The organism is Streptomyces sp. NPDC052301, assembly GCF_044593395.1.
Classification (GTDB): domain Bacteria; phylum Actinomycetota; class Actinomycetes; order Streptomycetales; family Streptomycetaceae; genus Streptomyces.
Window position 1 is genome coordinate 173,700 of record NZ_JBIUBE010000002.1, and the last position, 18,044, is coordinate 191,743.

16 protein-coding genes, 3 pseudogenes and 1 riboswitch are annotated in these 18,044 nt (G+C 69.1%); of the genes and pseudogenes, 3 read left to right on the forward strand and 16 right to left on the reverse strand.

All coding sequences use genetic code 11. The annotated features are described in order from the left end of the window. The first annotated feature begins 14 nt into the window (after window positions 1–14). Window positions 15–500, forward strand: a complete 486-nt coding sequence (locus ACIHEJ_RS04415) for a MarR family winged helix-turn-helix transcriptional regulator (protein ID WP_400132116.1) — start codon at window positions 15–17, stop codon at window positions 498–500. A gap of 229 nt (window positions 501–729) precedes the next feature. Here ACIHEJ_RS04415 and ACIHEJ_RS04420 read toward each other — a convergent pair. Further along, window positions 730–1,097: pseudogene (locus ACIHEJ_RS04420) on the reverse strand (sigma factor-like helix-turn-helix DNA-binding protein); the annotation flags it as partial. 906 nt (window positions 1,098–2,003) lie between these two features. On the opposite strand from ACIHEJ_RS04420, the gene ACIHEJ_RS04425 reads away from it, so the two are divergent. Continuing rightward, complete coding sequence (locus tag ACIHEJ_RS04425) at window positions 2,004–2,162, forward strand: helix-turn-helix domain-containing protein (protein WP_400132118.1); 159 nt, start codon at window positions 2,004–2,006, stop codon at window positions 2,160–2,162. 619 nt (window positions 2,163–2,781) lie between these two features. On the opposite strand, the gene ACIHEJ_RS04430 is transcribed toward ACIHEJ_RS04425, so the two are convergent. Then, window positions 2,782–3,243 (reverse strand): pyridoxamine 5'-phosphate oxidase family protein, encoded by a 462-nt coding sequence (locus ACIHEJ_RS04430; protein ID WP_400132120.1) that lies wholly within the window; start codon window positions 3,241–3,243, stop codon window positions 2,782–2,784. Between the two features lie 134 nt (window positions 3,244–3,377). Next, window positions 3,378–4,599: pseudogene (locus ACIHEJ_RS04435) on the reverse strand (IS701 family transposase). A 165-nt stretch (window positions 4,600–4,764) separates the two neighbouring features. Here ACIHEJ_RS04435 and ACIHEJ_RS04440 point away from each other — a divergent pair. Further along, complete coding sequence (locus ACIHEJ_RS04440; protein WP_400132122.1) at window positions 4,765–5,169, forward strand: type II toxin-antitoxin system PemK/MazF family toxin; 405 nt, start codon at window positions 4,765–4,767, stop codon at window positions 5,167–5,169. 605 nt (window positions 5,170–5,774) lie between these two features. Here the strand turns inward: ACIHEJ_RS04440 and ACIHEJ_RS04445 are convergent. The 13 genes and pseudogenes from ACIHEJ_RS04445 to ACIHEJ_RS04505 form a co-directional block, all read right to left on the reverse strand. Further along, complete coding sequence (locus ACIHEJ_RS04445; RefSeq protein ID WP_400132123.1) at window positions 5,775–6,935, reverse strand: LLM class flavin-dependent oxidoreductase; 1,161 nt, start codon at window positions 6,933–6,935, stop codon at window positions 5,775–5,777. 190 nt (window positions 6,936–7,125) lie between these two features. Beyond that, a complete protein-coding gene (gene ssuE / locus ACIHEJ_RS04450) occupies window positions 7,126–7,680 on the reverse strand; it encodes an NADPH-dependent FMN reductase (RefSeq protein ID WP_400132125.1) in 555 nt (184 codons plus the stop codon). A gap of 57 nt (window positions 7,681–7,737) precedes the next feature. Continuing rightward, a pseudogene (locus tag ACIHEJ_RS04455) lies at window positions 7,738–8,038 on the reverse strand (monooxygenase); the annotation flags it as partial. Continuing rightward, a complete protein-coding gene (locus ACIHEJ_RS04460; RefSeq protein WP_400132127.1) occupies window positions 7,945–9,090 on the reverse strand; it encodes an LLM class flavin-dependent oxidoreductase in 1,146 nt (381 codons plus the stop codon). The gene ACIHEJ_RS04460 and the pseudogene ACIHEJ_RS04455, both read right to left, overlap by 94 nt. Beyond that, window positions 9,083–10,174 carry an LLM class flavin-dependent oxidoreductase gene (locus tag ACIHEJ_RS04465; RefSeq protein WP_400132129.1) on the reverse strand — a complete coding sequence of 364 codons (1,092 nt, stop codon included), beginning with the start codon at window positions 10,172–10,174 and terminating at the stop codon, window positions 9,083–9,085. The genes ACIHEJ_RS04460 and ACIHEJ_RS04465 overlap by 8 nt, the downstream gene beginning before the upstream one ends. Then, complete coding sequence (locus tag ACIHEJ_RS04470; RefSeq protein WP_400132131.1) at window positions 10,171–11,544, reverse strand: NtaA/DmoA family FMN-dependent monooxygenase; 1,374 nt, start codon at window positions 11,542–11,544, stop codon at window positions 10,171–10,173. Before ACIHEJ_RS04470 ends, ACIHEJ_RS04465 begins: the two co-directional genes overlap by 4 nt. Window positions 11,545–11,564: 20 nt before the next feature. Continuing rightward, on the reverse strand, window positions 11,565–12,773 hold the full coding sequence (locus ACIHEJ_RS04475) for an LLM class flavin-dependent oxidoreductase (RefSeq protein WP_400132133.1): 1,209 nt from the start codon (window positions 12,771–12,773) through the stop codon (window positions 11,565–11,567). Between the two features lie 77 nt (window positions 12,774–12,850). Continuing rightward, window positions 12,851–12,994, reverse strand: coding sequence for a putative leader peptide (locus tag ACIHEJ_RS04480; RefSeq protein WP_387195561.1), 144 nt, complete (start codon window positions 12,992–12,994; stop codon window positions 12,851–12,853). 2 nt (window positions 12,995–12,996) lie between these two features. Then, window positions 12,997–13,722, reverse strand: coding sequence for a GNAT family N-acetyltransferase (locus ACIHEJ_RS04485; RefSeq protein ID WP_400132843.1), 726 nt, complete (start codon window positions 13,720–13,722; stop codon window positions 12,997–12,999). Between the two features lie 88 nt (window positions 13,723–13,810). After that, window positions 13,811–14,839, reverse strand: coding sequence for a transporter substrate-binding domain-containing protein (locus ACIHEJ_RS04490; RefSeq protein ID WP_400132135.1), 1,029 nt, complete (start codon window positions 14,837–14,839; stop codon window positions 13,811–13,813). A gap of 64 nt (window positions 14,840–14,903) precedes the next feature. Beyond that, entirely contained in the window at window positions 14,904–15,701 is a 798-nt protein-coding gene (locus tag ACIHEJ_RS04495; RefSeq protein ID WP_400132137.1) for an amino acid ABC transporter ATP-binding protein, read from the reverse strand. Continuing rightward, window positions 15,698–16,678, reverse strand: coding sequence for an amino acid ABC transporter permease (locus ACIHEJ_RS04500; RefSeq protein WP_400132139.1), 981 nt, complete (start codon window positions 16,676–16,678; stop codon window positions 15,698–15,700). The genes ACIHEJ_RS04495 and ACIHEJ_RS04500 overlap by 4 nt, the downstream gene beginning before the upstream one ends. A 324-nt stretch (window positions 16,679–17,002) precedes the next feature. After that, window positions 17,003–17,111: riboswitch (SAM riboswitch) on the reverse strand. A 65-nt stretch (window positions 17,112–17,176) separates the two neighbouring features. Beyond that, window positions 17,177–18,040 (reverse strand): glutathione S-transferase C-terminal domain-containing protein, encoded by an 864-nt coding sequence (locus tag ACIHEJ_RS04505; RefSeq protein WP_400132141.1) that lies wholly within the window; start codon window positions 18,038–18,040, stop codon window positions 17,177–17,179. Between the last annotated feature and the right edge of the window lie 4 nt (window positions 18,041–18,044).

Below are 18,044 nucleotides of genomic sequence, written 5' to 3' on the forward strand. Positions count from 1 at the left end.
GTGCCTGCGAGAGTGTGACGGTGACTGTCTTCCGCCCCCGCCCCGAACCCGTCGAGGTCGCGCGCGTGACCTTGACGGCCGTGGAGTTGCTGGAAGTCCTGTGGGGCCGGGCCTCGACCGCGCCGGCCTCTCCGTCCCAGATGCGCGTTCTGCTCATGGTCGAGCACCAGGACGGCATCAACCTGCGCTCTCTCGCCGATTCTCTCGCTTCCACGCCTCCGTCCACCAGCCGGCTCTGCGACCGACTGGTGGCGGCCGGCTTCGTCGACCGCGAGATCAGCCCCAGCGACCGGCGCGAGGTGCGTCTACACCTCAGCGACCGCGGTCGCGCCTTCCTCGACGACCTGCGTGCACGCCGGGAGCAGGAGTTGCAGGCCGTGCTGGAGCTGATGCCCGCCGCCAAGCGCACCCAGTTCCTCGCGGGACTGGAAGCGTTCTGCGACGCGGCGGCGTCGCAGATACACGACCACACCCCGCACACCGGAGACCGGACGGCCTGAGCGCACGGCCGGTCCACCGAGCGCCGCGATGCCGCGGATCCCGGGCGGCCGGCGCCCGGAGCGGTCTCCGCCCACCGGAACATTGCGGATCCTTCCCCGTGCAGTGCGACGCCGCTACTTTGTTGCCTCACGGCCATAATTGTCAAATGGCAACTGTTGTGCCGCCCGGGGGTGGCGCCCTGTCGAAGAGGTGGGCATCGAGGACGAACCCTGCTCCGCCCGACTTCCGTCAGGTGATGCCGAGCATGCCCTCGCGCGGGCGGGCCAGGAGACGGGAGATCAGCCGGGAGACGTCCGCCCGAGAAGCGCCGGGGCGTTCGCCGGTCCGGGCCAGGGTGAGTTCCTCGACGAACCGCCGGTGGACGATCCTGCGGTCACGCTCGTCGGGTTCGGCGATCACGGGGCTAGGGCGTGGAAGTCCTCGACCGGCGCCGCGTGGGGGGAGGCCGACGCGCAGCCCCCGCAGGCCAGTTGGGGAACGCGGACCTCCTGGAGCCGGCGCGGCACGTGCACGCCCCAGGAGGTGTCGCGGAAGAACCGCTCGATCTCGCCGACGACACAGGCGATGGCGAAGGAGGTGAACTCGCCCTCACGGGAGGGCCGGCGATCTCCGGCACACCCACCAGCTCGGCAGTCTGCACGGTCGTCGTCGCCATGATGCGCCCCTCCCAGTCGATCGGCCCGGTCCTCGCCGGTCCAACTCCGGCAAGCACCCGCATACCCCGACCGCCGACCAGCACGCCTGTGCTTCCTGCCCCGGGCGCTTCCGCCCCGGATGCCGCGGTGTGGCCAAGCTTGCTAGTTGACCCAAGGCAACACTCGTGGCCTGCGCCGATGCCAACTGACTCGACCGCCTGCAGGTACCGCACAGGCAACATAGTTGGCACTTTGGTACAGCGCAGGTCACACGGCGGGTAGCCGCAGCTGGGCATCCAGCTGAGGCGCCGAGCGACGACAGACCACGACGGATTGATCAGCACGCTTGCGACTGGCGCAGAACGCTTCGGTCTTGGCGGACTCACCGTCTTCACGGAAACGGCGGAGCATCCCGCCACGCTCCTCACAGCTCCGTGGACAGCTGTTACGCACCCCTAGTCGAAACACCGTCTGATCGCACAACGACCACGTCCCCCACCGCTTCAGATCTGGCCCGTGGGCTCCACGGTGAGTGCCAGGTAGTGCCAAATGACACGCCGGGCCGGTCCAAGTGGCGGACCCTATCCCAACTCATGCCGAGGTGGTAGGCGGCATCACCGACGGAGTAACCGTGGAGATGCATCAGCACCCCGACGTCGCGCTGCTCGTCGGGGAGTTTTGTGACGGCCTGGAAGAGATGAAGAGAGTCCTTCACCGGCCTGCGCGGATCGATCACGTCGCGCAGCGTGTCACGGTAAAACCGTGGGATCCGTATCCACCTGCTGTCGGACCCGGACCCTGGCGAACCGGTAGGCCCGGTCCGTCATCAATTGCAAGATACTTGCTTCTGGATTGGCCGTTTTCAGCATGAGCGTCAGCCACATCCAGGCCAAGGCGGGGCTGGCTCAGTCGACCGTGTCGGCCTACCTGGCCGAGCTGCAGTCGCGGGGCTGGTCCGGGCGACGCGCGTGGACAAGTGGGCCCACTACCGGCGCGACGAGGCACGGATCGCCGAGCTGGTCATAGAGCTGGGGCGCATCCTGTGAGCGCCGGCCCGGCTCGCGCCCGCTAGGCCGTGCCGGGACCGCCGCCGAACCGTCGCGCTTGAGGATCTTTCCGCTGGCGTTGCACGGCAGGGCATCCACGAACAGCACCCACTTGGGCGCTGTGAAGGCGGCGAGGTTCTCCCGAGACAGGGACCAACGGCTTTAGCTCTGGGAGGGGTTTACCCACCCCCTCGCCGCCATATGCAATCCGAAGCCATCCGCTCCGGACGAGATCAAGGATGCCGTAGCAGGGAAGAGATCGGCGCCGAAGTTACAACGATCCGAAACAACGCCTACGACCGTGTACAGAGCGAAGACATCGATATTGATCATCTCTCACCCCCACTGCCACGCCAGATGGAGAGACGGTTGGATCCTGGGCAAAGCGCAAGTCGCAAGGGCTGCCACCCACTCCGCCACCCGAGGCCACCCTTTCTCGACATGACGTCCGACTCTCTCGGAGACTTGGCCCAGGAATTTAAATTTCTACATGAGACGCAATGGCGAGATGATCAACTCGGGGGTTTGGATAAAACCGGGGGTTAATACTCCAGCTGTAGATCGTGATCGGCGAGAGGCGCGTCGGCGAGGGGCGGCCGTTATTGCAGCCACATTCCGTCGCGCATGATGACTCTCCCGCGTAGTTCCGGCTCGCCGCGCCAAGCGCGCACAGTCCTCGGGGCCACGCGTACATACAGAAAGGAACCCTCTTCCACGCGTGGATCCCACCCGAACTTGTCGGCGAAGGCCTCCGCTGCGCTTCCGGGCACCTCCTGGTCCGGGAAGCACTCCGCCTCCCCCTGGAGGAGCACCACGTCGAAGGTGTCCGGTAGCGCCAGGCGCACGCGCGGCTCTTTGCGGACGTTCCGCGCAGTCACGGAAGTGGCGCTGGTGCACATCCACACTGCTCGTCCATCCCACAAGAACCACAGCGGCACCTGGTGCGGCCCGTGATCAGGGTGAGCCGTCGACACCCATACATCCCGCTCGGTAACGAGCCGCTCCAGAGTGTCGCGCATACGCTCCGCCGTCTGGCGGCGAACGATTCCCGTGGTCTCCATGCGGACCGACCCTAGCCAGCAGGGGCGAAGCACGCCTGAGGCGCAGGACCTACTCCCAGCGACCGATGAACCCCTCAGCTTTTGGCTGGGGGCGACCGACTACGGTGCTCAGGGTGGCCAGCTGAAGTGCTCAGTCACGCTTGTCTCCGGTAGTGGCTGGCTCGTGATCGCGCCTGGTGGCTGCGTCGCCAGGCGGACCAGTTGAGCCGGTGGGCCGGGCCGTGAGCGGGCCGGACAACAACACTGATGAACAGGCGCTGGATCTCGTTACAGGTCAGCGGGATCAGGTTGGCCGGCGTGGGGCGGTGTGCGTGTTCGTCGGCGCGGACGACGGCGAGGAATGCATGGGCCAGCATCGCGAGGGTGACCCAGCGGGCCCAGGACGCGTAGCGGCGGACCTGGTGCTCATCCAGTCCGGCCAGCCCCTTCTCACTTTGGAAGGTTTCCTCCACCCGCCATCTGGAACCTGCGACCTTGACCAGGGTGGCCAGGGATGCCGACGTGGTGGAGTGACAGCGGTAATAGGCGAGGTCACCGGTGGTGCGGTTGCGACGGATCAGCAACTGGTGGTGGCCCGGTGCCGCCTCGGCGAGGTCGATGACGATCGTAGAACCGCTGTCCCTTCGCGCCGCGTCCGGCCGAGAGCTTCTGCCAGGCCCGCTTCGGCACCTTCTTCACCAGCGCATCGGCGCGGAACGTGCCGGCGCCGGTGGTCATTTGGGCTGAGCAGGCCACTGCGAGGACGTAGCCGATGCCGCATTTTTCCAGCGCGGATCGCAGTTTCGGGTTGCCGCCGTAGGCTTCGTCACCCGTGACCCAGCCGACGCGGTGTCCAGTGTCCAGGAACCGTTCGATCATCACCCGGGCCAGTTCCGGCTTGGTCGCGAAGACGGTGTCCTCGCTGAGCCCCGCGGCCCGGCAGCGGTCCGGATCGCAGGTCCAGGAGCGCGGGATGTACAGCTCTCGGTCCACCGCCGCGTGCCCGCGCTCGCCGGCGTAGACGAGGTAGACGGCGACCTGGGAGTTCTCGATCCGCCCGGCGGTGCCGGTGTATTGGCGCTGGACCCCGACGGTGCGTGTGCCCTTCTTCACGTCGCCGGTCTCGTCGACGACCAGCACTGCGGCCTCGTCGTGGGGGTGCTCGACGACGTATTCGCGTACGTCGTCGCGGACGGCCTCGGCATCCCAGGCGGCCCTGCACAGCAGATGCTGCATGCCGTGCGAGGTGGCCTCCCCGGCCCACTCTGCGATCGTCCAGCAGTTCTTGCGCGGCAGATCCGACAGCAGGCCCAGCACCAAGCGCTTGGCCCGGAGGCGGGGTTCGACCCGCGCGAACCGCCCGGCCATCCGGCTCATCAGGCCATCGAACGCCTCCTGCCAGCGGGCAGGGTCTACGCTGTGATCTGCGGCCACCGCGTGATCGTTTGTCTTCACACACCGATGATCAACGTGGCCGCACCCGTCTCCACAGCGCGTCAGGGTCGCGCAGCGTCCGCATGCGGTCCTGTGTCAGGAGGACATGTGCAACGTGGCGAAGTCTGGTGGGTCGAGTTCGACGAGCGGCGACCGGTCGTACTGCTGTCGGAAGGCGCCGCGTCCGGGATCCGGGTGATGCAGGTCGTGGCTCCGGCGGGCGTCGACATCAGCGGTCTGGGCGTCGAAGTGGCAGTAGGCGCCATGGAAGGACTGCCCTTTGAAGGCGTGCTGCGATTCGCGTTCCCGAGTCCGGGCTTTACCCCTTGCACGTGGCTGACCACCGTGTCCCGGGACGACCTGATCGAGCGGGCGGGCGCCCTGCCCTACGCGAAACTCAACGAGATTGAGGATGCCCTCCGACTCGCTGGACAGGCGAAGGAGTGGACCCCGGCGACGACCGAGAAGCTCAGCGCATTAAGGGACGCCCTCCGTCTCGGTGGACTTGAGTAGTCGGGTAGGCGGAGAAGGAACGGACACCCTCGGTGGCGTGGTCGATCTCGTCCAGGTGATCGACACTGACCACCTGTCTCCTCGGCGCCCCTCACCATCGAGATCACGATCTACGGCTGGAGTATTAACCCCATGAGAGTCCCGCGCACTGCAGGGCAGCCCTCAGCCCCCGTCACGCCGGGCGCGGTCCAGGTCGTGCGCCTGGACAATGGAGTCGCGGAACGTGCCACCGGAAATCTGTTTCCGCTCTGTGGACGCGCACGTCCACACACCCTCCACCACCTCGCTTTGGCTTGGCGGGGCCTCCTCGCGCGGGGGGAGATCAACGCTGGTCGCGCGCGTGATGGTGGGTCCACACCGAACCAGCAGGCCGGCACGTCGTGTGTGGTGCCATGGCGCAGGCTCACCAGAGTGGCCCCTGCATCGGGGGATGCCAGCCGGGCCGTGGAAACGCTCACGGAGCATGGCGCCGCCGGACGGGGCCAGGAGCCTGCCGCGGCTGCGCGGCCTCGCGGGCGAACTTGGCGGCCAACTCGGCGACGACGACCGCCTCGGCGTCGTCAGCGAACACATGGGCGCTTCCCACCTTCGCCGCGATCACGTGGTCATCGCCGGCCCCCGGCGCTGGCGAACGGCACTTGGGCCGATGGGGCGGCCCGCTGTCCGTACGGGTGCTGCCACAGGCCCTGCGCCTGAAGTTTCGGAAGGACGCCCTCCCCGAACCAGTAGGCCTCCTCCAGGTGCGGATAGCCGGAGAGCACGAACTCGTCGATACCGAGAGCGTGGTACTCCTTGATCCGTTCGGCGACCTCGTCGTGGCTGCCGACCAGGGCGGTGCCCGCGCCACCGCGCACCAGGCCGATGCCCGCCCACAGGTTGGGGTGGATCTCCAGGCGGTCACGGCTGCCGCCGTCGTGCAGGGCGAGCATGCGCTGCTGGCCCTCGGACTCGCTGCGGGCCAGGCCCGCCTGGATGGTCTTGACCGCCTCCGGGTCGAAGCCGTCCAGGAGCCGGTTCGCCTCGGCCCAGGCCTGTTCGGAGGTGTCGCGGGTGATGACATGCAGGCGGATGCCGAAGCGGACGCGACGGCCCTCCTTGTCGGCCAACGCCCGGATCCACGCGATCTTCTCCGCGACGGCGGCGGGCGGCTCGCCCCAGGTGAGATAGACGTCAACATGCTTGGCGGCGACTTCTCCGGCGTTCGGCGAGGAGCCCCCGAAGTACACCTCCGGGACCGGGTCGGGCACCCGTGCTAGCTTCGCGTCCTCGACATGGAGGTGCTCGCCGCGTAGGTCGACAGTCTTGCCCTCCCACAACCCTCGTACGATCTCGAGGAATTCGCCGGTACGGCGGTAGCGCGCGTCCTTGTCCAGGACGTCTCCGTAGGCCCGCTGTTCATGGCTTTCCCCGCCGGTGACGACGTTGAGCAGAAGCCGTCCGCCGGTCTGCCGCTGGAAGGTGGAGGCCATCTGCGCGGCGAGCGTCGGTGAGACGAAGCCGGGCCGGAAGGCGACGAGGAACTTCAGGCGCTCGGTGTTCTGGCTGACCATTGCGGTGGTCAGCCACGCGTCTTCGCACCAGGCTCCCGTCGGCGTGAGTGCGCCGACGAAGCCCAGGTCCTCGGCGGCGCGGGCGATCTGGCTGAGGTAGGCGACCGTCGGCGGCCGGTCGCGCCCGGACTCGGTGGCGGGGGTGCCGTGGCCGCCGCCGACGACGTGGCGGCTGTCTCCGTTGGTCGGCAGGAACCAGTGGAAGGTGAGGGACACTCGGGGCTCCGATCAGGAGTGCGATCAGGGGACGTTCGTCGGTGCCGGGGCGGAGAGCAGGTCCAGCTCCTCGCGGGGAAGCCGGTGTTCGGCGTCGCGGGCCGAGGCGCCCGCCCGGAACTATTTGCTCGGGGCGGACGCGACAGTGACGGCCTCGGCGTCGTCGGCGATGACGTGTGCGGTCATGGCCTCAGCTCGCCGCGGCCAGGAGCGGGGTACGGCCCAGCGCCAGCGAGAACTGGTCGACGACCTGGGTGAGGGCCTCGGCGGCGGACGGTGCGATGGTGACCGAGCCGTCGTCGTGGGCGGTGATGTCCTTGTCGAGGGTGAACCAGCCCTGCACGATGTGCGCGGCACCCATGGAGTTGAGGACCGGACGCAGGGCGTAGTCGATGGCGAGGACATGCGCGGTGGAGCCGCCGGTGGCGAGAGGGAGGACCGTCTTTCCGGTGAGTGCGTACTGCGGGAGCAGGTCGAGGAGCGCCTTGAGGACTCCGGAGTACGACGCTTTGTAGACGGGTGTTCCTACGACGACGCCGTCGGCGCTCGCGAACAGTTCGGTGGCCTCGACGATCGCCGGATGCCGGAAGTCCGCGCCGAGCAGGGCATCGGCGGGGATGGTGCGAACGTCGAGCGGAACGACGTCGTGCCCCTGAGCGGTCAGGCGCTGGTCCAGGTGGCGCAGCAGGCGGTTGGTGCGGGAGGAGGCGGAAGGGCTGCCGGAGACGGACAGGACGGTGGCCATGGGTCCTCTTTTCGGGGAGAAGGGGGCGCCTCCGCCGGGGAGGCGCTCTGGGGGCGGTCAGGAGTACCAGGTCGGTTCGGGCAGTTCGCCCTCGATGACCCAGCGCCCGACCTCTGGCCGCTTGTGGGCGACAGGGTCGTGGAGGGTGTGGGTGCGAACGTTGCGCCAGAAGCGGCAGGCCCTCGGATGCGGCGGTGGCGCGGGCGCCGGTCACTGCGAAGGTCTGGTTGCCGATCTCCAGGGTGACGTCGGCGGCGCGGGCCTTCACTGCTGGAAGGAGTGCCCCCGTCGGCGCCATTCCTCCGCGAGCAGTTCGTACGAGCGGACCCGGTCCGTGTGGTCGTGGGTGATCGTCGTGATGAGCAACTCGTCCGCGCCCGTGGCCTCCTGCAGTTGTTCCAGCTGGTCGGCGACCCGGCCCGGCGAGCCGACGAACTGGGTGTCGAGGCGGTCCTGGACCAGGGCCCGGTCCTTGTCGGTCCATGCGTGGGCGCGCGCTTCCTGCGGCGTCGGGAACTCGATGGCGCCTTCGGCGGTGCGGATGCTGCGCACCCACGGGCCGTAGCCGGTGGCGAGTTCACGGGCCGTTGAGTCGTCCTCTGCGACGACGACGTCCGCCGAGACGCTGACGTACGGCTTGTCGAGGAACTCGGAGGGCTGGAAGAAGGACCGGTAGCCCTCCACCGCCTCCAGGACCGTGGCCGGGCTGACGTGATAGTTGGCCGCGAACCGCAGACCGTTGCCGCCCGCCACCTCGGCGCTCTGACCACCGCTGCTGCCCAGGATCCACACTTCCACGTCGGCGCCCTCCCCTGGCACGACGTGCGCTTCGACGCCCTCCGGCGAGCGGTAGGTGCCGGCCAGCAGGGCGAGGATGTCGTCGATCTGCTCGGCGTAGTCCTGTGACTCGGCGCCCGGCAGCAGGAGCAGCCTGCGCTGCAGTGCAATGCGGGGTGAGCCGAGCAGATGTTCGAAGGAGAAGCGGGGCGGGATCAGCAGGCGGTTCGGGGTGCGGCCGTCGACGACCGGGGTCGCCGTCGGCAACGGGACGGCCGGCTGTCCTGGCGGGCGGCCGCCCGAGCGGCCCAGGCCCAGATCGAAGCGGCCCGGGTGCAGTGTGTCGAGCAGGCCGAACTCCTCCACGGTGGACAGCGCCGTGCGGTGCCCGAGCTGCACGGCCCCGGAACCGAGCCGGATGGTGGAGGTGGCGGAGGCGGTCAGCGCCAGGACGACAGCGGGTGACGTGCCGGCCACGCCGGGATTGAGGTGATGCTCCGCGAACCAGTAGCGGGCATACCCGAAGCGCTCGGCCTGCTGGGCGAGGTCGATGGAGTTGCGCAGGGCATCGGCTGCCGTCGAGCCGGAGGAGATCGGGACCAGGTCGAGGACGCCGAGGGGAATGTCAGACACGGGCGGACTCCTGAGTGATCGGTGATGCCGGAAGCACGGGGCCCCAGGCGAACGGCGGATCCGGGATCCCCCGACGCAGCACGGGGGCGACCTCGGACTGGAACAGCTCGAGCGAGGCCCGGTGCTGGGATTCCGTCAGCCCGCTCGCGTCGGCATGCAGGTGCACCACGGTGTGGCCGAACTGTTCGTGGTAGCGGTGCACCTTGTCGATGACCTGCTGTGGGCTGCCGATCAGGGCGGAGCTGCGTTCGACGAAGTCCTCCAGGGTCTCGAAGACCACCGGCAGGCCGGCCTTCCTGAAGAACGCCAGGTTGGACTCGAAGATCGGCCGGTACGCGGCCAGCGCCTCCTGGGAGGTGGGGGCCACGTAGATGCCGGCCGTCCCGGCGCCGACCGCGATGTCGGCCGGGTCATGGCCGTAGAACTCCCAGCGCTCGCGGTAGTAGCGGATCAACTCGGCATACGGCTCTATGGGGTTGGTGACGTTCGCGGAGAACAGCGGGTCGCCGTAGCGGGCGGCGAGATCGACCGACTCCTTGCTGGTGGCGCTGCCGTGCCAGACCCGGACCGGCTGCTGGTACGGCCGCGGCCACACCTCGGCGTCGGTCAGCGGGGGACGGAAGCGGGTGTCGGCGATGACCTTGTCCTGGCGCCAGATCTTCCGGAAGATCTCGTAGCTCTCGGCGTTGCGGTCCCACTGGTCCTCGGGCGTGACGTTGAACAGGTCGCGTTGGGCGGCGCCGTTGCCCTTGCCGATGATCAGGTCGAGGCGGCCTTCGGAGAGATGGTCGAGGGTGGCGTAGTCCTCGTACGCGCGGACCGGGTCCAGCAGGCTGAGCGTGGTCACGGCCGTGAACAGGCGGATCCGCTTGGTCAGGGCGGCCACATGGCTCAGTACGACGGTCGGGGACGAGGAGATGAACGGTCGCTCGTGCCGCTCCCCCACGCCGAAGCCGTCGAACCCCAGCTCCCCTGCGAGCAGGGCGTTGTCGAGGACCTCGCGGAACCGGTCGTGTGTGGACTTCTGCACCCCGGTGACCGGGTCCGGGCGGTGCACGATCAGGGTGATCGCGAGGAACTTCACGACGCCGCCCGCTCGTCGGACGCCTCGTCCGGATGGGCGAGGCCGAGGTGGTGCCGGAGCGTCGGGCCCTCGTAGTCGGTGCGGAAGACGCCCTGTTCCTGCAGCAGCGGGACAACCTTGTCGGCGAAGTCATCGAGGCCGGTCGGGGTGATGTGCGGAACGAGAATGAAGCCGTCACTGGCGTCGGCCTGGACGTAGTCGTTGATGGTCCTGGCGATGGTCGCCGGGGAGCCGATGAAGTTCTGGCGGTTGCCGGTGTTGATGACCAGGTCGCGGATGGACCAGTTGTTGGCTTCGGCCAGCTCGCGCCACTCGCGGGCGGTGGCCAGGGGGTCGCGGTACATCCGGACCTGGGCGCGGCCCTGGGAGATGTGGTTGTCGCTGACGTCCGGGTCGATGTCGGGCAGCGGGCCCTCCGGGTCGTAGGAGGACAGGTCCCGGTTCCAGACGAACTCCAGGTGCTTGATGGCGGTGGCCCCGCTGACCTGCTGGCGGCGCACCTCCCTGGCGAGTTCCTCCGCCTCGGCGTCGGTGTCGGCGAGGGTGAAGGTCGCGGCGGGCAGGATGAGCAACTGGTCGTGTCGGCGGCCGTACTTGGCGAGGCGGTTCTTGACGTCCGTGTAGAAGGCCTGGCCGCCTTCGAGGGTGGCGTAGCGGCTGAAGATGGCGTCGGCGCTCGATGCGGCGAATTCGCGGCCCTCGTCGGAGTCTCCGGCCTGGAAGATGACGGGACGGCCCTGCGGGGAGCGCGGGACGTTGAACTGGCCGTGGATGTCGAAGTGTTGGCCGGTGTGCACGAAGGAGCCGGCCTTCGCGTCGCGTAGGAAGACGCCGGTCGCCTGGTCGGCGATGATTTCGTCGCCGTGCCAGGAGTCGAAGAGTTCGCCCGCCGTGGCCAGGAACTCCTTCGCCCGGGAGTAACGCTCACCCTGCGGCAGGAAGCCGCCGCGGCGGAAGTTCTCGCCGGTGAAGGCGTCCCAGGAGGTGACGACGTTCCAGGCGGCGCGGCCGCCGGAGAGGTGGTCGAGGCTGGCGAACTGGCGGGCCACCTCGTAGGGCTCGTTGAAGGTGGAGTTGATGGTTCCGGTCAGGCCGAGGTGTTCGGTGACTGCGGCGAGGGCGGCGAGGACGGTGAAGGTGTCGGGGCGGCCGACGACGTCCAGGTCGTAGATCTTGCCGCCCTGTTCGCGGAGCCTGAGTCCCTCGGCGAGGAAGAGGAAGTCGAACTTGGCGCGTTCGGCGGTCTGTGCGAAGTGGGCGAAGGAGCTGAACTCAATGTGGCTGCCGGCCTTCGGGTCGCTCCACACGGTGGTGTTGTTGACGCCCGGGAAGTGTGCGGCCAGATGGATCTGCTTCAGCGGCTTGCTCATGTCGGTGCGGTCCTTCCGGCTCAGGCGGTGGCGTAGCGGTTGGCGGGGCGGGCGAGGCCCAGCAGGCCGCGCAGGGTGTCGGCCTCGTAGGCGGTGCGGAAGGCGCCGCGGCGCTGGAGTTCGGGCACCAGGCCCCGGGTGACGGCGGGCAGGTCGTGCCCGGCGACGGCGGGCCGCAACCGGAAGCCGCTCAGCCCCTCCACCGCCAACTCCTGCAGCAAGTCAGCGAGTTGAGCGGGCGTACCGGCAAAGATGCGGGCGTCGCTGGTGTACGGCTCCCCCGCGAGGGCGTCGAGACGTGCACGGCGGTCCTCCGCCGCGGCCGGCTCGTCGTCGAGGAAGACCACCAGGTCACCGAAGACGTGCACGAGTTCACCGGCGCGTCCGGCCGCCTCCTGCTCGGCGCGGATCTCGGCGACGATCGCGCGGGCCTGGCCGGCGTCGTGCAGGGTGACGTAGCCGACGTCGGCCTGGCGGGCCACCAGCCGGTACGGGATCGTCTGGTGGGCGAGGGCGGTGACGAGCGGCTGGCCCTGGGGCGGGCGCGGGGTGATGGAGGGGCCCTTCACACTGAAGTGCCTGCCCTCGAAGTCGATGTAGTGCAGCTTGTCGCGGTCGATGAAGCGGCCGGTGGCCACGTCCCGGATCTCCGCGTCGTCCTCCCAGCTGTCCCAGAGCCGGCGCACGACCTCGACGTAGTCGGCGGCCTCATCGAAGTGGTCGGTGAGCAGTTCCTGCCCGGCCGGACTCTGGATGCCCTCCAGACTGAACGGTGGAAAGGTGCGGCGACCGAAGTGAGCGGCCTCGTGCGGCCGGGGCGAGATCTGCACGCGCAGGCCGGCCCGGCCGCTGCTGACGTAGTCGAGAGTGGCGATCGCCTTGGAGATGTGGAACGGCTCCGTGTGGGTGGCGATCACGGTCGGCACCAGTCCGATGTGCCGGGTCAAGGGTGCGATACGGGACGCGATCAGTACGGCGTCCAGGCGTCCGCGGACCTGATCGGTACGGCCGTCCGGCTCACCGTAGTGCGAGGACTGCAGGCCGAGTCCGTCCTCAAGGGTGACGAAGTCGAGCAGGCCGCGTTCGGCCTCGGCGACCAGGTCGGCCCAGTAGCCGGCGGTGAACAGGTCCCGGGGGCGGGCGGCTTGCTCGCGCCAGGAGGCGGGATGCCAGCCGGTGCCGTCGAGGGCGACGGCAAGGTGCAGGGGGGAAGCGGGAGTTGTGGACACGAGGGTGCCTTCCTGGAGGTCCGTACGAGATCGCCGGCCCGCGGGAGTCGGGGCGCACGGCGGCTGGGGAAACGGGGTCAGGAGCTACAGAGGGAGCCGGCCACGCGCTGGAGGTCGATGTGGGGCCGGGAGTGAAGGCGGACGGCACGCAGTACACGTGTCACGTGTCGCACCTCCGTCCGAGCGGACCATGCACTCACCTTCGACAAGGACAACGGCACGGCTATGCCGTTTCTTCCAGCGCGGCGGCCCCGGTGTGCCGGACGAGCGAGAAGACGGTACGGCGGCGCAGGGTGAACCCGATCGACTCGTACAGCCGGATCGCGTTCGCGTTGGTGGCCGCGGCGTGCAGGAAGGGGCGTTCGCCGCGTTCCCTGATGCCGGCGGCGACCGCGCGGACCAGACGGGTGGCCAGGCCCCGGCCGCGGTGGGCGGGGTCGGTGCACACAGCGCTGATCTCCGTCCAGCCCGGCGGGTGCAGCCGCTCCCCGGCCAGGGCGATCAGCCGGCCCTGGTGGCGGATGCCGAGGTAGGTGCCCAGTTCGACGGTGCGGGGCAGATAGGGGCCGGGCTCGGTGCGGGCGACCAGGTCGAGGATCTCGGGCACGTCGCCGGGGCCGAGCCGTACGGCCTCGGGGTCGGGCTCGGCGCGCAGGGCGGTGTCCACGAGCTGGACGCCGTGTCCGGTGCGCACGACCTCCCAGCCCACCGCCGCCTCGGTCACGCCCCGCACCGCGGCGGTGCCGCCAGGGCCGACGAGTGCGGCGAGGTCGGCCCAGGCGCGCGGGTCGTCCTCGTCGGAGAGGGCGTAGAAGGGTGCCACGTCCTGCTGATAGCGGGCGGCGTGGCCGATCCGTTGGGCGAAGTGGACGTGGGGGCCGGTGAGCGCGGCCCAGGCGGGGTTGTCCAGGATGTGCGAGGAGCTGGCGTCGATGCTGGTCACGGACATGGTGTGGCAGTCTCCGGGGTGCGGCTCGGGGTGTCCGGCGCGCGGGGACTCCACCGCGAGGCGGCGGTGGAGTCCGGTCACGCGATGGTCAGGAGTTGTCGAGGGGCAGTCCGGGCGGGTTGACCTCGGACTTGGCGACGGCCTCGTTGGAGAGGTTGTAGGCCTTGAGCCACTCGGCGTACTGACCGTTCTTGATCAGGTAGTTGATGGCGTCGGCGAGCGGCTTGGCCAGGCCGCTGTCCTTCTTCGCGGTGGCCGCGATCAGACCCTGCAGGCTCGCGCCGGCACCGGAGTACGTGCCTGCGGTGCGGGTGGCGTTGGGCGTGTTCGCGACCTGGCGGTTGTGGTAGGCGATGCCGGGGTTGGGGCCCAGGTACGCGTCGATCTTGCCGCTGGACAGGGCGAGGTAGACGCTGTTGCTGTCCTGGAAGTACTTGACGGTGAGCTTCTTGCCCTCCTTGGTCAGCTTCGCCTTCCACTCCAGGAGGATCTTTTCCTGGTTGGTGCCTGAGCTGACGGAGACGGTCTTGCCGGCGAGGTTCTCGTAGTTGTCGTCGAAGTTCCAGGTGCTCTTCTTCGGCACCACGAAGGCGAGGTTGTCCTGCCGGTAGGAGGCGAACTCGTACTTCTTCTTTCGCTCCTCTGTGTCGGTGACGTTGGAGAAGGCCACGTCGACCTTCCCGCTGTCGATGCCGACGAAGAGGTTCTCCCAGGTGGAGTTCTTCACCTCGGGCTGGAGGCCGAGGACCGCGGCGACCAGGCGGCCGAAGTCGGGCTCCGCGCCGGTGAGTGTCTTCTGGTCGCCGCCCACGTAGGCCAGCGGCGGGAAGCCGGCCGGCAGGGCGCCGATGCCGACCTCCAGCTTGCCGCTCTTCTTGACGGCGGCGGGCAGTTCGGCGCTGATGGACTTGACTTCGGAGACGTTGATGGAGGTCTGCTGGGCGGCGCCGTTGGAGACCTGGCCGATGACGACCTCGCCGGACTTGGCGGCGCTGTCGGTGGAGGTGGCCGCGTCGCTGTCGCCACCGCAGGCGGCGAGCCCGGTGGCCAGGGAGGCGACGGCGGTCGCCGCGGTGATGCCGCGTATCAGGCTGCGTCGGGTGAACTGGGTGGACATGGCCGTTCCTTGTCGCTGGAGGTGATGAGGGTGGCGTGGGGGGAGGTCTGAAAGGTGCGGCGGGTCAGAGGACCTTGCTGAGGAAGTCCCTGGTCCGCACGTGGCGCGGCTTGTCGAGGACCTCGGAGGGCGGGCCCTGCTCGATGATCTTGCCGCCGTCGATGAAGACGACCCGGTCGGCGATCTCGCGGGCGAAGCCGATCTCGTGGGTGACGATGAGAAGCGTGGTGCCGCTGGTCGCCAGGTCCTTGATGACGGCGAGGACTTCGCCGACGAGTTCGGGGTCGAGGGCGGAGGTGGGCTCGTCGAAGAGGATGACGCCGGGGCGCAGGACGAGGGCGCGGGCGATGGCCACGCGCTGCTGCTGGCCGCCGGAGAGCTGGCGCGGGTAGGCGCCGGTCTTGTCGCCGAGGCCGACCCGGCCGAGCAGTTCGCGGGCCAGCTCCTGGGCCTCGGACTTGCCGAGCCTGCCAGTGGCGACCGGGGCGGCGGCCACGTTGTCCAGGACGGTCAGGTGCGGGAAGAGGTTGAAGTTCTGGAAGACGAACCCGATCCGCCCGCGCTGGGTGAGGATGGCCCGCTCGCTCAGCTCCTTGAGCCGCTCGCCCTGCCGCTTCACGCCGATCAGCTCGCCATTGATGCTGACGTAGCCGGTCTCGGGCTTCTCCAGGTGGTTGATGACCCGCAACAGGGTGGACTTTCCGGAGCCGGAGGGGCCGAGGATCACGGTGACCTCGCCGGGGCGGACGGTCAGGTCCACGCCGTCCAGCACCCGATGGGTGCCGTACCACTTGTGCACGTTGTGCACCTCGACGGTGGCGGCCTCGACGTCCGCCAGGGCCTCGATGGTGTCGGCGGTCATACGGCGGCCTCCCGGCGGATGCGCTCCCGCAGGCCGGTGAGCCCGATGCGGAGCTTCTGCAGCGGCGTCGGCGGCAGGCCGCGGGTGGCACCGCGGGCGTAGTACCGCTCGACATAGAACTGGACGACGGAGACGACGCTGGTCAGGATCAGGTACCAGACGGTGACGACCAGCAGCAGCGGCACGATGTCGCCGGGGTAGGTGGAACCCATGGTCTGCGCGGAGCCGAACAGGTCCAGCAGGGAGACGTAGAAGACCAGCGAGGTGCCCTTGATCAGGCCGATGAGCTGGTTGACGTAGTTCGGGATGATCGAGCGCAGCGCCTGCGGAAAGACGATCTTCCGGAACTGGTAGCCCTTCGGCAGGCCCAGCGCCGCCGACGCCTCGTGCTGACCCTGGTCGACGGACAGGATTCCGCCGCGAACGACCTCGGCCGCGTAGGCGGCCTCGTTGAGGCTGAGGCCGATCACGGCGACGACCATGTCGGTGGCGAGCTTCGACTCGTCGAAGGAGAAGAAGGCCGGGCCGAAGGGAATGCCGACGCTCAACGTCTTGTACAGGGCACTGAAGTTGTAGAGGAAGATCAGTACCACGATGAGCGGGATGGAGCGCAGCGCCCAGACGTAGGTCCAGCTGACCGCGCGCAGCACGGGGCTCTTCGACAGCCGGGCCAGGGCGAGCACGATGCCGCCGATCAGGCCGAGCACCGCGCTGTAGGCGGTGACTTCGAGGGTGATGAGCAGGCCGTCGAGGATGGTGGGGCGCAGGAACCAGTAGCCCCAGCGGTCCCACTGGTAGAAGGGGTTGGAGACCAGTCCGTGCACGAACTGGGCGACCAGGACGAGCACCACCGCGGTGGCGATCCAGCGTCCGGGGCGCCGCAGCGGCAGAACTCGCTGGGCAGTGAGGGCTTTCGATGGTTGGTCGGCGGTCGGCGCCTCGGGGAGGGTGACGGTGGCGCCAGGGGGTTCACTCATGGTGGGCTCCGGCTGGGTCGGACACCCCGGAAGCGTGGCGGCATGCGGGGGCGCACACGACGGCGAGGTAACAGGGGCGGGGAGGACAACGGCACACCGCAGGGGCGGTGTTCGTCAGGGATTGCGGGGGCTGCGGGGAGGTGTCAGCCCCGACAGCGGGCACAGCCCGGTGCGGTACACAGTGCGCTGTTCACGCGGAGCAGATCGACGGCGCGATCGGCGACGAGAGGGTTCGGGTACGGCTGTACGCAGCCCTGGGAGCGGCGCGTGGCCGTCCTGAGAGCTGCGTACATGGCGTCACCATCACTGTTCCGGCCCGTGTGGGCCTCGCGCTTACCGAAACGTCTTCGGTCCGGTCGTCACCTGGGGCACCCCACCGCGGAGCGAGGGTTGCCGGTCAGCAAGCCAGGGCTTGTCGCTGACACTCATGACCGTTCTGGGCCGTAGTTAAGACAATTGCCCGAACGAATGTCAACGCCGGTCCACCAGGTGGAACGGCTAACGGGCCGCGTGTGCTGCCCAGTCCAGGATCTGGACGGCCGCTCCGGCGGCCTCCAGGCCCTGGCAGCGGGCGTGGTGACGGCGTTCGATGCCGTCGAGGTCGAGGTGGCCGCCGAAGGCAGGGTGGGCGGCGAGCCGGCGGGCGTAGGCCCACAGGGTCGGGTGGTCGGCGATGCGTTGGACGGCGGAGGCGTCGAGGTGGTTGCGGTGGACGGTGTCGAGCTGGACCAGGGCGACCCACAACTCGACGTCGGCGGCGGTGATTTCGTCGCGGATCAGATACGTGCGTCCTTCGAGCCAGCGTTCCAGGGCCCCAAGCGTTTCGAGCAGCATGCCAAGTGCCGTGTCACGTTCCACCGGCGCGCCACCGGCCGATCCGGCGTGCTGCGCGGCCTGTTCGATGCCCTGAGCGCACATCCGCTCGACGGCCTCGATCTCCGACTCGGCGCCGCACGGGTAGAGCGAGGGGCGGTCGCCGCCAAACCGGCGGTCGAGGTCGCGCATGATGTCCGGGGCGTGGGTGCTGACGATCCGCCCGGACCAGTCGTCGCTGAGCACCGGCGCGACGGCCGGACCGGGGTACCGGTGGGCGCTGGCCTCGTACAACGGACGCAGGACGGAGTGGCCGCCCTCGGGGCAGTCGGGGACCGCGGGCAGGAAGGTGGCCGGACAGACGGTGTCGAGGCCGAGCAGGCTGTGGGTGACGGCGAGGCGCAGGCCGCCGGGACAGGCGGTCGACAGATGGAGGCGGTAGCGGCCCGGAACGGCGTAGTGGCCGCTGCGCGCGTCCCGGCCGATCCGGCCCCGGAAGGCGGGCGCGGGTCGGTCGGCGGCGTGGGCGGCCAGCGGTGTGACAGTCATGACT